The sequence below is a fragment of the Pseudovibrio flavus genome (genome assembly GCF_009711345.1).
Taxonomy (GTDB): domain Bacteria; phylum Pseudomonadota; class Alphaproteobacteria; order Rhizobiales; family Stappiaceae; genus Pseudovibrio; species Pseudovibrio flavus.
Genome location: NZ_SMMA01000054.1, coordinates 24,485 through 36,722, shown reverse-complemented (window position 1 = coordinate 36,722; position 12,238 = coordinate 24,485). Strand labels below are relative to the sequence as shown.

The 12,238-nt window shown below is 53.2% G+C and carries 13 protein-coding genes and 1 pseudogene; 9 read left to right on the top strand and 5 right to left on the bottom strand.

Features of this window, described 5'->3' with window-relative positions; genetic code table 11:
• The first annotated feature begins 77 nt into the window (after window positions 1-77).
• The 7 genes from E1162_RS04320 (at window position 78) to nagA (ending at window position 6,593) form a co-directional block, all read left to right on the top strand.
• Entirely contained in the window at window positions 78-800 is a 723-nt protein-coding gene (locus E1162_RS04320; protein ID WP_155127348.1) for an FCD domain-containing protein, read from the top strand.
• A gap of 57 nt (window positions 801-857) precedes the next feature.
• The gene (locus E1162_RS04315) at window positions 858-1,823 is read left to right on the top strand and encodes a DctP family TRAP transporter solute-binding subunit (RefSeq protein WP_155127345.1); all 966 of its coding nucleotides are present in this window, start codon (window positions 858-860) and stop codon (window positions 1,821-1,823) included.
• 118 nt (window positions 1,824-1,941) lie between these two features.
• On the top strand, window positions 1,942-2,445 hold the full coding sequence (locus E1162_RS04310) for a TRAP transporter small permease (RefSeq protein WP_155127342.1): 504 nt from the start codon (window positions 1,942-1,944) through the stop codon (window positions 2,443-2,445).
• Window positions 2,442-3,716: a TRAP transporter large permease gene (locus E1162_RS04305; RefSeq protein ID WP_155127339.1), complete on the top strand. Its 1,275-nt coding sequence runs from the start codon at window positions 2,442-2,444 to the stop codon at window positions 3,714-3,716. The genes E1162_RS04310 and E1162_RS04305 overlap by 4 nt, the downstream gene beginning before the upstream one ends.
• Before the next feature lie 19 nt (window positions 3,717-3,735).
• A complete protein-coding gene (locus E1162_RS04300) occupies window positions 3,736-4,425 on the top strand; it encodes an N-acetylmannosamine-6-phosphate 2-epimerase (RefSeq protein ID WP_155127336.1) in 690 nt (229 codons plus the stop codon).
• A complete protein-coding gene (locus tag E1162_RS04295; protein WP_155127333.1) occupies window positions 4,425-5,339 on the top strand; it encodes an ROK family protein in 915 nt (304 codons plus the stop codon). The genes E1162_RS04300 and E1162_RS04295 overlap by 1 nt, the downstream gene beginning before the upstream one ends.
• A gap of 60 nt (window positions 5,340-5,399) precedes the next feature.
• Entirely contained in the window at window positions 5,400-6,593 is a 1,194-nt protein-coding gene (gene nagA / locus E1162_RS04290; protein ID WP_155127330.1) for an N-acetylglucosamine-6-phosphate deacetylase, read from the top strand.
• Between the two features lie 69 nt (window positions 6,594-6,662).
• On the opposite strand, the gene E1162_RS04285 is transcribed toward nagA, so the two are convergent.
• The 5 genes and pseudogenes from E1162_RS04285 to E1162_RS19460 all read right to left on the bottom strand — a co-directional run.
• Window positions 6,663-6,899 (bottom strand): hypothetical protein, encoded by a 237-nt coding sequence (locus tag E1162_RS04285; RefSeq protein WP_257098657.1) that lies wholly within the window; start codon window positions 6,897-6,899, stop codon window positions 6,663-6,665.
• A 255-nt stretch (window positions 6,900-7,154) separates the two neighbouring features.
• A complete protein-coding gene (locus E1162_RS04280; RefSeq protein ID WP_155127323.1) occupies window positions 7,155-7,937 on the bottom strand; it encodes a creatininase family protein in 783 nt (260 codons plus the stop codon).
• Window positions 7,934-9,079 (bottom strand): mandelate racemase/muconate lactonizing enzyme family protein, encoded by a 1,146-nt coding sequence (locus tag E1162_RS04275; protein ID WP_155127320.1) that lies wholly within the window; start codon window positions 9,077-9,079, stop codon window positions 7,934-7,936. Before E1162_RS04275 ends, E1162_RS04280 begins: the two co-directional genes overlap by 4 nt.
• A 173-nt stretch (window positions 9,080-9,252) precedes the next feature.
• Window positions 9,253-9,660 (bottom strand): RidA family protein, encoded by a 408-nt coding sequence (locus E1162_RS19465; protein WP_257098668.1) that lies wholly within the window; start codon window positions 9,658-9,660, stop codon window positions 9,253-9,255.
• 9 nt (window positions 9,661-9,669) lie between these two features.
• Window positions 9,670-10,134 (bottom strand): annotated as a pseudogene (locus E1162_RS19460) (hypothetical protein); the annotation flags it as partial.
• Window positions 10,135-10,359: 225 nt separating this feature from the next.
• Here E1162_RS19460 and E1162_RS04265 point away from each other — a divergent pair.
• Together E1162_RS04265 and E1162_RS04260 are read left to right on the top strand one after the other, a co-directional pair.
• Complete coding sequence (locus tag E1162_RS04265) at window positions 10,360-11,142, top strand: SDR family oxidoreductase (RefSeq protein ID WP_155127314.1); 783 nt, start codon at window positions 10,360-10,362, stop codon at window positions 11,140-11,142.
• Between the two features lie 7 nt (window positions 11,143-11,149).
• Window positions 11,150-12,034 (top strand): MurR/RpiR family transcriptional regulator, encoded by an 885-nt coding sequence (locus E1162_RS04260; protein ID WP_155127311.1) that lies wholly within the window; start codon window positions 11,150-11,152, stop codon window positions 12,032-12,034.
• Window positions 12,035-12,238 lie beyond the last annotated feature (204 nt).

Genomic DNA, 12,238 nt, shown 5'->3' with positions numbered 1-12,238 from the left:
TGGAAATCAAAGGGGCGATTCATATAAGACTTTGGAGTAGTCACACTCAACTTATGCAAACATCATGGAATTTTGATATGCAGCACATTGCTCAGGTAGAAGGTGCAAAAACATCTGATACCATAGCTAAGTCATTGATTAGCGATATACGTTCGGGAACGATTGCAATCGACTCTCCGTTACCGACAGAACGTGAGTTGTGTGAGCGCTTTGGCGCTTCCAGACCTACGGTTCGCGAAGCTTTGCTGCATGTTCAAATTGAGGGTTATGCCTCGGTTGAAACAGGACGACGCCCCCGCGCAGCACATCCATCCCTCTCTACCGTTCTTGGCTCTGCCGCCCTTAGGTTGCAGGACATTTTGGGCGCTGATGAAAGCATCGCTCACATGGAACAGGTTCGGCAGTTTATTGAGTGCGGCGCAATACGAGAAGCGACACGAAAAGCCAACAACGTACAAATTGCCAAGATAAGGCAGGCTCTAGAAGCCAACTATCAAACCATTGGAACTCCGGAATTCAAGCGCACCGACCTTGAGTTCCACCATAGCTTGATTGCCGTTGTTGGAAATGAAGTGATCCTCGCACTCTACGACAAGTTTGCTGAAGCCATAATGTCGAGTAGGCGCCCTGTAAGTGACCAAAAGAACTACGACCGTTTGGTCTATGAAGAACATAGGGCGATGTACGAGGCAATTCTCGTGGGGGATGCCAACAAGGCTACCGAGGTGATGGAATATCATCTGGAGCGATCTTACCGTGCACGTCTAACCCCACCACCGAAAGTAGACTCTGGGCCTTGAATTGAAGCGACGGGATTATTCGTTCGCTCGGAACTGTTCATTACTTGGGAGGTAGGAATGAAAATTTTAAAAGCACTCGTAGCTGCAACTGCTCTTTGCTCTGTAACCTTTAGCGGCGCAATGGCTGCAAAAGAAATTAGCCTTGGCATGCAGGACAATGAAGCGTCCTACGCATACGCTGGCGCAGTTAAGTTTAAAGAAAAGCTGGAAGAACTCTCCGGCGGCGAAATGACCTTGAAAATCTTCCCAAGCTCCCAGCTGGGTGACTTCAAGTCCATGACCGCACAGATGCAGGCTGGTGATCTTGGCGGCGTTATGACCGGTTATCCGGACATGAGCTACATGATCCCTGAGCTGAAGCTGATCGGCGCACCTTACGTCGTTTCCGACTTTGACCATCTACAGCGCATCATCGCTGGCCCATTCGGCGAGAAGATGGACAAAGAGTTCATGAAGCGCGGCATCAAGCAGCTGGACGTTTGGTACTACGGCACCCGCCACATGACTTCCAACAAGCCGATCAACTCTATTGAAGACATGAAGGGCCTGCGCGTTCGCACTCCTAACGTGCCATTCCTGATCGCGTTTGCTGCAAACACCGGCGCTTCTCCTGCACCAGTCGCGTTTGCGGAAGTTTACCTTGCTCTGCAGACCAATCAGGTTGACGCGCAGGAAAACCCGCTGCCAACCATCGATGCAATGAAGTTCTACGAAGTGCAGAGCCACATTGCCCTGACCGGTCACTTCATTGCTTCTACTGCAGTTAACCTTTCCGCAGAGCTGTGGAACGGTCTTAACGAAGAAGAGCAAGGCTGGGTTAAAGCAGCTGTAACAGCTGGCGGTGACCACGCTGACGGTCTGACCATGGGTGCAGAAAGCGCTTTGATCGAGCAGTTCAAAGAGCGCGGGCTGACAATCACTTCTCCAGATGCTGCACCATTCCGTACAGCAATGCAGCCTTACTACGATGAGCTGGAAGCTGAATTCGGCAAAGGCTCCATCTCTGCTCTGATTGACCAGTAATGCACTGCGGGCTTGCTGGCTCTAACCTCCGATAGGGCTGGCAAGCATTCCGCACCGCATCCCGATGTCCGGCAGCTATGCCGGACATCCCTTTTGCAACAAAGTCACAGGCGCTCTCATGGAAAATTCCGGTAAACGCTACAGCTTCGAAGGCTGTGTTGCGTCCTGCTTGTTCATCATCCTGATTGCTGTAATCGTTCTTCAGATTTCCGGTCGCTTAAGCTCATTCAACCCACCTATCTGGACAGAAGAGCTGGCCCGATGGATCTGGGTCTGGATGGCCTTTATTGGAATTGCCGAGGTTGAACGGACAAACGGTCACCTGCGCATGGAGTTTATTGCCGAACTCCTTGGAGAGAAGGTGAAAGCCGTTCTCTATCTGATTTTCGACGTTATCTATCTCGGCGTCATGATCAAGCTATGCCAAATCGCTTGGAAGACCGTAAACCGTACATGGTGGAACGAGAGTGTGACCCTGCCGCTGACTGATGCAGCAATGTATTGCGGGTTCTTCGTTGCCTCCTTCTTTATAATTTTCCGCGTAGCCATGCGTATTTTCAAAGACGTTAAAGCCCTGCGCCAACCAGCCGTAAAAACCAATGAAGAGGAGGCCGCTGTATGACGCTTCTTACGATCTGTCTTGCATGGCTGGCCATGGTGTTCGTCGGCGTGCCGATTGGCATCGCCATGATCTTTGTGTCCATCGGATACTTTCTCTACACAGGCTCCGGCATCAATTTTGCCGTGCAGCTGATGTCCGATGGCTTGAACAGCTTCCCTATTCTGGCCGTGCCACTCTTCTTGCTGGCCGCCGCTATTTTGAATTCCGCCGGCATCACCAACCATTTGTTTGGTTTTGCCCGTGCTCTGGTAGGCCGCATTTCTGGCGGCCTCGGCCATGTTAACGTTCTGGCATCACTCTTCTTTTCCGGCATGTCCGGCTCTGTTGTGGCAGATGCTGGCGGTCTAGGAAAAATGGAAATCCGCGCCATGCGTGATGCTGGCTATCCGGACAAGTTCTCCGGTTCGGTGACGGCTGCCTCTTCCATGATTGGCCCGCTTGTGCCGCCTAGCATTACGATGGTTCTCTATGGCGTGATCTCCAACACCTCCATCGGCAGTCTGTTTCTTGGCGGTGTTGTGCCGGGTTTCCTATGCGCAGCGACCTTGATGATCATGGTCTATGTGCTGGCGAAAAAGCATAACTACCCGCGAGACCGCGCTTTCACCGCAGGCGAGGTTTTGGATAAGTTCGTCCGCTCGTTCCCTGCCCTGCTTACGCCAGTTGTCATCGTGGGTGGCATCTTCTCCGGTCTGTTTTCACCCACTGAAGCGGCGGCGGTTACCGTTATCTATGCGCTTTTGATCGACATCTTCATTTACCGTGAGATGACCTTCAAGAAGTTCTGGGATGCGGTGTACGAAACAACGACGACATCAGCTTCCATCGCGACGATTATTGCCGGTGTTTCTCTGCTCTCGTTCGTTCTTGCTCGCGAGCAGGCACCTCAGCAGATCACGGCGCTATTCATGGGCTGGATCGACAGTCCCGTGACCTTCCTGATTGCAGTGAACCTGATGATCTTCGTTCTAGGCGCATTCATTGACGTTCTGGCAATCCTGCTGATCATCGTGCCAATTCTGGTTCCGGTTTCTCTGACCTACGGCATTGATCCGCTGCACTTCGGTATCATGGTTGTTCTCAACCTCACCATCTCGACACTGACACCGCCTATGGGCATGGCGCTGTTCGTGGTGGCAAAGGTTGGCGACATTCCATATCACCACTTAGCAAAAGCCATCATTCCTTGGCTCATCCCGCCGTTCGTAGTGCTCATTCTGGTTGGTTTCTTCCCTGTTCTGGCAACCGGCCTGCCATCTCTGCTCCAGTAAGGGACTAAGGATCAAGTAGATGGATATTCTATCCCAATTGAAAGGTGGTCTTGTTGTCTCCTGCCAGCCGGTAGACAACGGGCCCCTCGATAAGCCCGAGATTGTTGCTGCTCTTGCTCAAGCCGCTGTCGCTGGTGGGGCAGCAGGTCTACGTATCGAAGGTGTCGAAAACCTGAAAGCTGTTCGGCCAACCGTTTCCGTGCCGATCATCGGTATCGTGAAGTCGGATCTGGAAGATACTCCGGTGCGCATCACCGTTCTGGCAGACCATGCCAAAGCCTTGGCAGAAGCTGGCGCTGACATTATCGCCTATGACGGAACATCCAGAGAGCGCCCTGATAGCCGCGAGGCTGTAATTGCCGAAATCCGCAAGGCTGGAAAGCTCATTATGGCGGACTGCTCCTCCATGGATGATGCCTATTTCGCCCTTGAGCATAAAGTCGAGATCATCGGCACCACTCTTTCCGGCTACACGGAAGAGACGAAGGACAAGGGACCAGAGCCGGACTTTGCCCTGCTGCGCCAGTTCTCCGAGTTGGGTGCGTTCGTGATGGCCGAAGGACGTTTCAATACGCCAGCACTTGCTGCAGAAGCTATGAGCAATGGCGCAGACAGCGTAACTGTCGGCAGCGCCCTCACCCGCCTAGAGGTGATGGTTGAGTGGTTTGAAAAGGGAGTAAGCGAGGCTTATCAGCGGAGGGGCGATTGATGACACCTTGCAGCCAACTGACAGGCCTTGCCATTGACATCGGCGGCACCAAGATCGCCGCCGCCCAAATAGAAGGCGGGAAGATCATCAAGCGCCTGCAAACCGCCACTCCCAAAGGCTCTGGCTTTACCGAATGGCTTGATTGTTTGCCTGACCTAATTTCACAGTTTCCAGCGGGTACCTCAGTCCCTGTAGGCGTTGCTGTGACCGGCCGCGTTGATGCGGACGGCTGCCTACAAGCGGTCAATAAGCAAACCATGAAGCAGATGCCGAGCGAGCCGCTGGCGAAGCTGATCGAGCAGCGCATTGGCCGCTCAGTTACAATGCTGAATGATGTTCAAGCGGCAGCATTGGGTGAGTATCGTCTCAATCAACAGCGCTACGCCTCGCCCTTCGCTTTCATCAGCATTTCAACCGGTGTTGGCGGCGGTATTGTTGCAGGCGATACCCTGCTAAAAGCGCCAAGCGGCTTACAAGGACACGTCGGGTTCGCCTCCTCTCGTTTTGCCACAAGCACCTGTGGTAGCGGACGTTTTGGCACCGTGGAGAGCATCGCATCCGGCACCGCCATTGGCCGGATAGCGAGCGAGCTACGCGGCGAAAAAACAGAAGCCCCCGCAGTTTTCGCCGCAATGCGATCTGGAGAGGCTTGGGCCACCAACATCGTACGCATCTCAGCTTTGGCAATTGCCGAGGTTTGCTCTGACCTACGCGCCATTGTGGGCGTTGAGAGCGTTGCCTTGGGCGGCAGCGTTGGCCTTGCGGAAGGGTATTTGGACATGGTGCTGGAAGCGAGCGCTGACATTCCAGAGATTTTTCGCCCAGCCATTAAGCCCGCTGTACTTGGGCATGATGCAGGGCTTTGGGGCGCGCTGATTGAAGCGACCAGCCAAAAGCAACTTGCCGATGCCTGAAAACAGGCCTAATTGCGTTTCACATCTATAAAACAACGATAATTTCGAGCGGAGCCACCCATGAACAAGTCACTACGAAGCCTGACAGATCACCATGGATGCGCGAAGGCCCAGCAGGTTTCGCTCGTTTTTGCGCGCACGCTCTATGACGGCAGCGCTGAAGCTCCAATATCTGACCAACTGATCTGGATTGAGGGCGAGAAAATCGTTCGGGTTGAGCCCTCCAATACAGCCTCTGCGATGAAGCTCGGGGCCCACATCGCGCCCATCGTAGCGCCGGGTTTTATTGATATTCAGATCAACGGAGCCCTAGACGTTCAGTTCAATGACATGCCCACAAAGGAAGCTGTAGCGGCCATTGCAGCGGGTGCCCGACAAGGCGGCACAGCCTATTGCATGCCAACATTTATCACCGCAGAAGACAGCGCATACACCGCAGCTATTGAAGCGGCAGATGCTGCTATTCGGGCCGGTGAGAAAGGTGTTTTAGGGCTTCACCTTGAAGGGCCGTTCCTTTCCCCACGTAGACCGGGCATTCACCCTCCCGGCTGCATTCGCACGCTGGAAGAAGATGACCTTGAGCGCCTCTGCGCCCCCTTCTCCGGTAAGCTGCTCATAACGCTCGCACCAGAATGCCAAAAGCCGCAGACCATCAAACGCCTCGTTTCTGAGGGGCGCATTGTCTTTGCTGGCCACTCGCAAGCGACACACAAAGATATGCAAATTGCTATGGAAGAAGGTCTTTCCGGCGCAACACATCTCTTTAACGCCATGTCGCAAATTGAGGGACGGGAACCAGGTGTTGTTGGCACTGTCGTCTCATCAGGCTCGCTCTATGCGGGCATCATTGCAGATGGCTATCATGTCCATCCGCAGAACATCAAAATGACTGCAAAGCTGATGCCTGACCACCTGTGTCTGGTTACAGATGCCATGCAAACGCTGGCTGGCAAGACCACCGAGTTCTTTGTTTTCGGGAACAAGATTTACCTCAATGATGGCCGTTTGACCGATGCTGCAGGCACCTTGGCCGGTGCACACCTTGCCATGGATGAAGCGCTGCGCAAGATGATTGACTTCAGCGGCGTTTCCGTAAGCCGCGCAATCAAGATGGCCTCTACCAATCCAGCTAGCGCTCTTGGCCTTGCCAGCGAACTGGGGCACGTGAAAGAAGGTTACCGCGCTGGCCTCACGCTGCTATCCGATGGCCTAGAAGCCTGCGGAACGGTTGTAGACGGAACCCTATTTTCCTAAAGCACAAATAGAAACGGCACCGCCTTAAGCCAGGTCGGTGCCGATTGCGAACCTTGATCTTGGAAGAGCTTATTCCTCGTGACCCTTCTTGTGGTGCTCACGGGTATGCTCTTTGTGGTCATGCATCTTGTCATGATGGTGCCGATCATCAGAATGGCTACCTCTATCATGATGCTTATGCGGATGCTTATGGCCTTCCGGATTGCCACCATGCTCCTGATGAGGATGCGATTTGTGGCCGGTCTCATAGTCTAGATGATCTTTGTCATGCTTGTGTTCATGGTCGTCATCGTAGCGGCGAGCCATTTTTTCTTTCGTTGTATAAGACGTTTTTTGCTTATTTTCGCTCATTTGAACCGGCTTTCTTGTTTTTTATATCGGCCGACCGAATGTCGATCTCGACCTATACCCTATCAGGGGGAGTTTCATAGGTCGAGAAAAAGAAAAAACTATGACACCAAAGGACATCATTTAGTAAACGCATCAGATACGCACTGTTTTCAAAATATCGTTTACATACTTTCCTTTTGGTAATGCCTAATAAATCAATCAGCGCAAACCCTAGTTTCCATAGGTTCTACGGGTTCCGTAGTCTCTGAGTTCGTCCACAAAGCGTACAAGTTGCGCTGTGACAATGTCGGAAATGCGTTGCCCTTTCTCAGCGCTCGCCGTTTCAACAGCACCTACAACACCTGATCCGCCAGAGATTTCCTTCATGGAACGATAGAGGCTCGCGCTGCCAGCTGACAGCATGTCACCATCTGCCTGCGCGAACATCCGCTCATAGTGCAGCCCATCAGGAACAGGGGCTTCCACCAAGTGAGGTGCGATCAGCTGGATCAACGATGTTTCCAGCTCACAAGCATGTCCGGTGCCGAACGGGCCACTTTCTGAGAGCGCCTTAAGCTCCTCCCTTGCAAGCGACCACCAAGTCGCCAACGCAACTTGCCTGTCAGGATAATCTGCGCCGATCTTTTCGACAGCCACCTGACCAATCGCCTGATTGCCGCCATGGCTATTGAGCAGCACAAAGGTTTGGAAGCCAGCTTGGAATACAGAGGCCGCAATTTCGCTGATGTATTCCAGAAGCGTTGTATGGCTTGCAGTCAAGGTACCCGCAAAATCCATATGATGTCGGGAACAGCAGACCTTAATCTGAGGGAGAACAAGCACTTGCTCTCCCCTTTCAGCATTCAGGCGGCTGATGAAATGTTCGCCGATCAATGCATCCGTCGCTAGCGGCAAATGAGGACCATGCTGCTCGATTGCCGCGATATTCATCACAACTGGAATGCTCTTGTCGAGAGCCGCGATTTTAGGGCTGGTGAGCTCTTCCCACTTCATGAAAAGGCCCTCTCGCCAACTTTAAAGCGCTCAATCGCATCTTCATCCAGCTCAATTCCCAAACCCGGTCCTTCCGGAATAAAGGCATAAGGAGCTTTGATCGTGAGAGGCTCTTTCAGAAGATCATGACTGCGGATCAGCCGCCCGAAGATATCCCCCGGCCAGATACAGCTACGAGCTGCTGCGGACTGGTGAACATACATTGCCTCTAGAATACCGAGGTCTACTTCTGAGCCATGCCAGCAAGAAAGGTTGGCGGTACGGGCAATGGCATCCAGCTCTTTGAAGCGCGCTAGACCACCATTAAAGTTGAACCCGTCGACTGCACGGTGTGTCAAAGCGTTAATCGCATCATACGGGCGCTGGCCTTGATAAACGTATGGAAGGGAAACGTGCAGCGCTATAGAGAGCGATGAGAACTGGCGAAGGTCCGCATATTCCTGCAGCATCCAGCGCGGGATCGGATCTTCAAGGGCGAGGATGTTTCCAACCTCTTCAAGCGCCTTGATAATCGGGCGCGCACTGCTGGAATTTTCCCAGCGCTGGTTAGGGTCCAGAATGACTTTCATACCCGGCGCATGGCTGGCAATTTCACGGCACCAAGCGACCGGATCATCATCAAGATCGCATTTAAACTTAATGCAATCAAAGCCCTGCTCCTGAAAAGCTGCTGCAAGTGGACCAACTTCCTCGACCCTGCGGTGGCTGGACCAAGCGCCGACACGCACGCGGTCCCGAATAGCGCCGCCAAGCAGTTTATGCATCGGCACGCCGAGCAGTTTTGCATAAGCATCCCAGATGGCGCATTCGAAACCGTCATACTCACGGCAGAGCGGAAGCGGCAGATCTTGAAGCGTCAACTCGGAAAGGCGGAGCCCCATGAGACCGTTGACGATGGCTTCAACGCGGGGCCACTCGTGGTCGCGGTAGAACTCGCCAAGGCCGACAACACCGCCCGCAAGCTTCAGGTGCAAGATGAGCTTTGGCAACTCGTCGAACTGGACAGACCATGCAGCTTTGCCGCCAACTGGAAGCATATGCAAAGGCTTATCCAAACCTTCAGAGTTAATTACTCCGGGGTTTGTTGGAACCACTACTTCTGCAAATTCAAATCCGATGATTGTATCGTCGGCTAACGCCATATCTCGTCCTTCCACGCTTCGCCCTATCTGCAGCAGGGCTAGAAAAAGCACCCCGATGTTTAGAACCGAGGTGCCTGTGGCCGATGAATTATGGGAGTGCACATATTCAAAGTTATGAGGTTGGTGCGGGGCGTCTTTTTCGCTTCACTCATCGCCAACCTTTTGAAAAGTAGCTATCTTTTGACAGCCCACATTTCTACTTCCACCTCAAAGCCCGGCAGGAGCTTGGTGCCAACTGCTGCCCGGACAGGCCGTGGATGAGGCATAATTTCGTCGTAGACAGCATTCATGCGCGGCCAAAGCGCAAGGTCCGTCATGTAGATGTTAACCTTGAAGACATCAGCCAGACCGCATCCGGCACTTGCCAGCTGAACGCGGCAGTTCTCCAACGTAGCGCGGGTTTGCTCTTCAATTGTATCGCCAATAACATCGCCGTTTTTCGCAACGGCTACCTGACCAGAGATCACCACCAGACGCTCGGAGGAAACCTCCAGAACAGGGGAATAAGGACCGGCGGTCACGTGCTGGCCTGCTCCTTCAGGGAGAGAAACAGCAGGGCCTTTGCGGTCAATCGCGCCCATCGGATTTGGAAGATAGCCAGTAAAACCGGTGATGCGCCAACGGCCGGAACGCTTGGAAACATAATAGAGCGTTTGCCAGTTGAGCTGATCGCGGCCGCCGTCTTTGCGCAGTATAGTGCCGTCAAATTTCTTGCGGGCAATGGCAGTGTCGCCGGAAATTTCGATGTCGCGCAAAGTGGTTGCGCGGTGAATGCCAGCGGCAAGGTCTTCAGCGTACTCAACTTCTGCTGATGCAGCTGCCTGACGCAGCCATTCTTCCTTGTAGATGTCTAGGGATGAGAACCGTAGTCGCCAAGAATCTGGATTGGCAGAGCCGCCTGCATCAACGCCCATAAATGCTTCTGTATCAAAGTCATTTGCAACAAGAGACCAGTCTTGCGCGATGAATGCTTCAATGTCGCGATCAACGAGCATTGTCCAGATTTCACGTCGATCTTTATCAGCTTCTGAAAACGGATTTTCTGAAAGTGTCATTTCAAATACCTTTAGCCGCCCTGCAAAGAGGTGAGACCGCTACGCGCGTTCGCGCTCGCAAACCCGAGCAGACGCAGCGGCAATCAGAATCAACTCACCTCGTAGTTTCACTATAAACATAAGCGTAGTTTCGCGTATATGTGAAGCGATTTTTGTAGCTTGACTGCTATTACACCTATCAATAATCTATGTGTAACTACTGATTTCGTTCGAGGGCGGCGAACCATGGAACTTAAAGACAGGCGCATAGTGGTCACTGGCGGGGCTGGCGATATCGGCCTTGCCATTGCATCAGCTGCGCACGCGCAGGGTGCGCGCGTGGCCATACTCGACAACCGCGAGGATGCGCTGGATACCGTTCGCCAACACATTGATATTGCTTGCATCCACTGCGATGTAACAGATGCCCGCTCAGTCACTTCTGCTTTTGAGCAGGTGCGCGCGCAGGTCGGCCCGCCCAATGCGCTGATCAATAACGCCGGAGTTGCGACTGCCGAGACGCTGGACAGAACTTCGCTTGACCAGTGGGAGCAGGATATCCAGCTCAACCTCACCGCTGCCTTCACCTGCTTTAAAGCAGCTCTGGCCGATCTAATAGGTGAAACGGATTCACGCTACATCGCCATTTCCAGTGTGAATGGGCTGGGCTCCTTCGGCCACCCTGCATATTCGGCTGCGAAAGCCGCGCTGAACAGCTTTACCCGTAGCATAGCGGTTGAGTATGGTGGTCAGGGCCTTCGCGCCAACACGATCTGCCCGGGAACCGTTCGCACCCGCGCTTGGGATGAGCGGCAGAAGAACAATCCGGAGGTGATGGAAAACGTCTCTCGTTTCTATCCGCTTCGTGATGTCTCTACACCTGAGGATATAGCCGCTGTCGCGATGTTCTTGCTAGGTAGCGGAGCGCGGATGATTACCGGCGCTTCCATTCCCGTTGATGGCGGTTTGACTGCAGGCACACCGGAGATGCCAGAGGCATTCACTCAGGTTCCATTTGTGAGGCGCTGAGCAAATTATGAGTGTGAACAAGAACGTCGATCTCCTAACCGAGCTGAAACACGGAAGCGATTCTGTAAGCCCTGCCGAACGGCGTATTACCGAGCTGATACTGGAGAAGCCGGAGAAGTTTATCGACTTGCCCATGAGCCAGCTCGCTGTCTCTGCCCGTGTTACCGAGGCAACGCTGATCCGGTTCTGTCGCCGTAAGGGGTACGAGGGCCTTCCAGATTTTCGCATTGCGCTTGCACAGTCACTAGCGCTTGCACGCAACTTTCACCGCGAACCAACCGAGCTATCGGATCCTTTATCGGCTCATCTAGAGCACATCACCGCCACGGCTTATCAAGCGCTGGATGCGGTGAAAGCCTCTATCACGCCGAAGAAAATTACCAAGGCTGCCAAGCTCGTTCTCGCTGCTCGCCGCATTGAAGTTGTTGGTATGGGCGGAGCTTCTGCGAACGTTGCTTCGGAGACGGTAAACCGTCTTTTCCGCTTGGGGCTGACGGTCAGTCACAGCTCTGATGGTTATCAGCAGCGAATGATCGCCGCTACTTTAACGCCCGAAGACATTCTGATTGTCTTTTCAGCATCCGGTGAGCTGCCGCTCGTTCTGGATACCGTGCGCGTTGCTCGGGAGGCTGGTGCACGGGTTATCTCCGTTACGCGGTCCAACTCCAAGCTAGAAGAACACTCTGATCTTGCGTTGACGATTGAGGTTAGCGAACCGGAGAACATCCTGACGCCATCACCGATCAGATACTCTCAGCTTTTGTTGCTGGATTACCTTGCCACAGCAGTTGCGCAGGAGATCGGCCCTGATGTGATGCAAAGGCTAAGACGGGTTAAAGAGACGATCAGCAACGTGATCACCGACCGCCGTAATACGCCAATTGGTGACTGACGCTTAAGCACCCAACATTCAGTAGCCCTAGATAAACTCTCCCATTTATTGGACTTAAGAAAGCGGCTTTAGCTTGTCCGCGTTGATAGACAACCTATGGACGAGCCTCTATAGTTTTTCCGGTTACATGGCCTAGACCATACTCAAAACCTGCACTCGCTTCTGCCTTTGGCTACAAGCGACGTCCAAACCGGAAGATTTGAG

Coding starts and splice junctions, on each gene's coding strand:
- E1162_RS04320 (WP_155127348.1), top strand. CDS start 78: ATGCAGCACATTGCTCAGGTAGAAGGTGCAAAAACATCTGATACCATA.
- E1162_RS04315 (WP_155127345.1), top strand. CDS start 858: ATGAAAATTTTAAAAGCACTCGTAGCTGCAACTGCTCTTTGCTCTGTA.
- E1162_RS04310 (WP_155127342.1), top strand. CDS start 1,942: ATGGAAAATTCCGGTAAACGCTACAGCTTCGAAGGCTGTGTTGCGTCC.
- E1162_RS04305 (WP_155127339.1), top strand. CDS start 2,442: ATGACGCTTCTTACGATCTGTCTTGCATGGCTGGCCATGGTGTTCGTC.
- E1162_RS04300 (WP_155127336.1), top strand. CDS start 3,736: ATGGATATTCTATCCCAATTGAAAGGTGGTCTTGTTGTCTCCTGCCAG.
- E1162_RS04295 (WP_155127333.1), top strand. CDS start 4,425: ATGACACCTTGCAGCCAACTGACAGGCCTTGCCATTGACATCGGCGGC.
- nagA (WP_155127330.1), top strand. CDS start 5,400: ATGAACAAGTCACTACGAAGCCTGACAGATCACCATGGATGCGCGAAG.
- E1162_RS04285 (WP_257098657.1), bottom strand. CDS start 6,899: ATGGCTCGCCGCTACGATGACGACCATGAACACAAGCATGACAAAGAT.
- E1162_RS04280 (WP_155127323.1), bottom strand. CDS start 7,937: ATGAAGTGGGAAGAGCTCACCAGCCCTAAAATCGCGGCTCTCGACAAG.
- E1162_RS04275 (WP_155127320.1), bottom strand. CDS start 9,079: ATGGCGTTAGCCGACGATACAATCATCGGATTTGAATTTGCAGAAGTA.
- E1162_RS19465 (WP_257098668.1), bottom strand. CDS start 9,660: ATGGGCGCGATTGACCGCAAAGGCCCTGCTGTTTCTCTCCCTGAAGGA.
- E1162_RS04265 (WP_155127314.1), top strand. CDS start 10,360: ATGGAACTTAAAGACAGGCGCATAGTGGTCACTGGCGGGGCTGGCGAT.
- E1162_RS04260 (WP_155127311.1), top strand. CDS start 11,150: ATGAGTGTGAACAAGAACGTCGATCTCCTAACCGAGCTGAAACACGGA.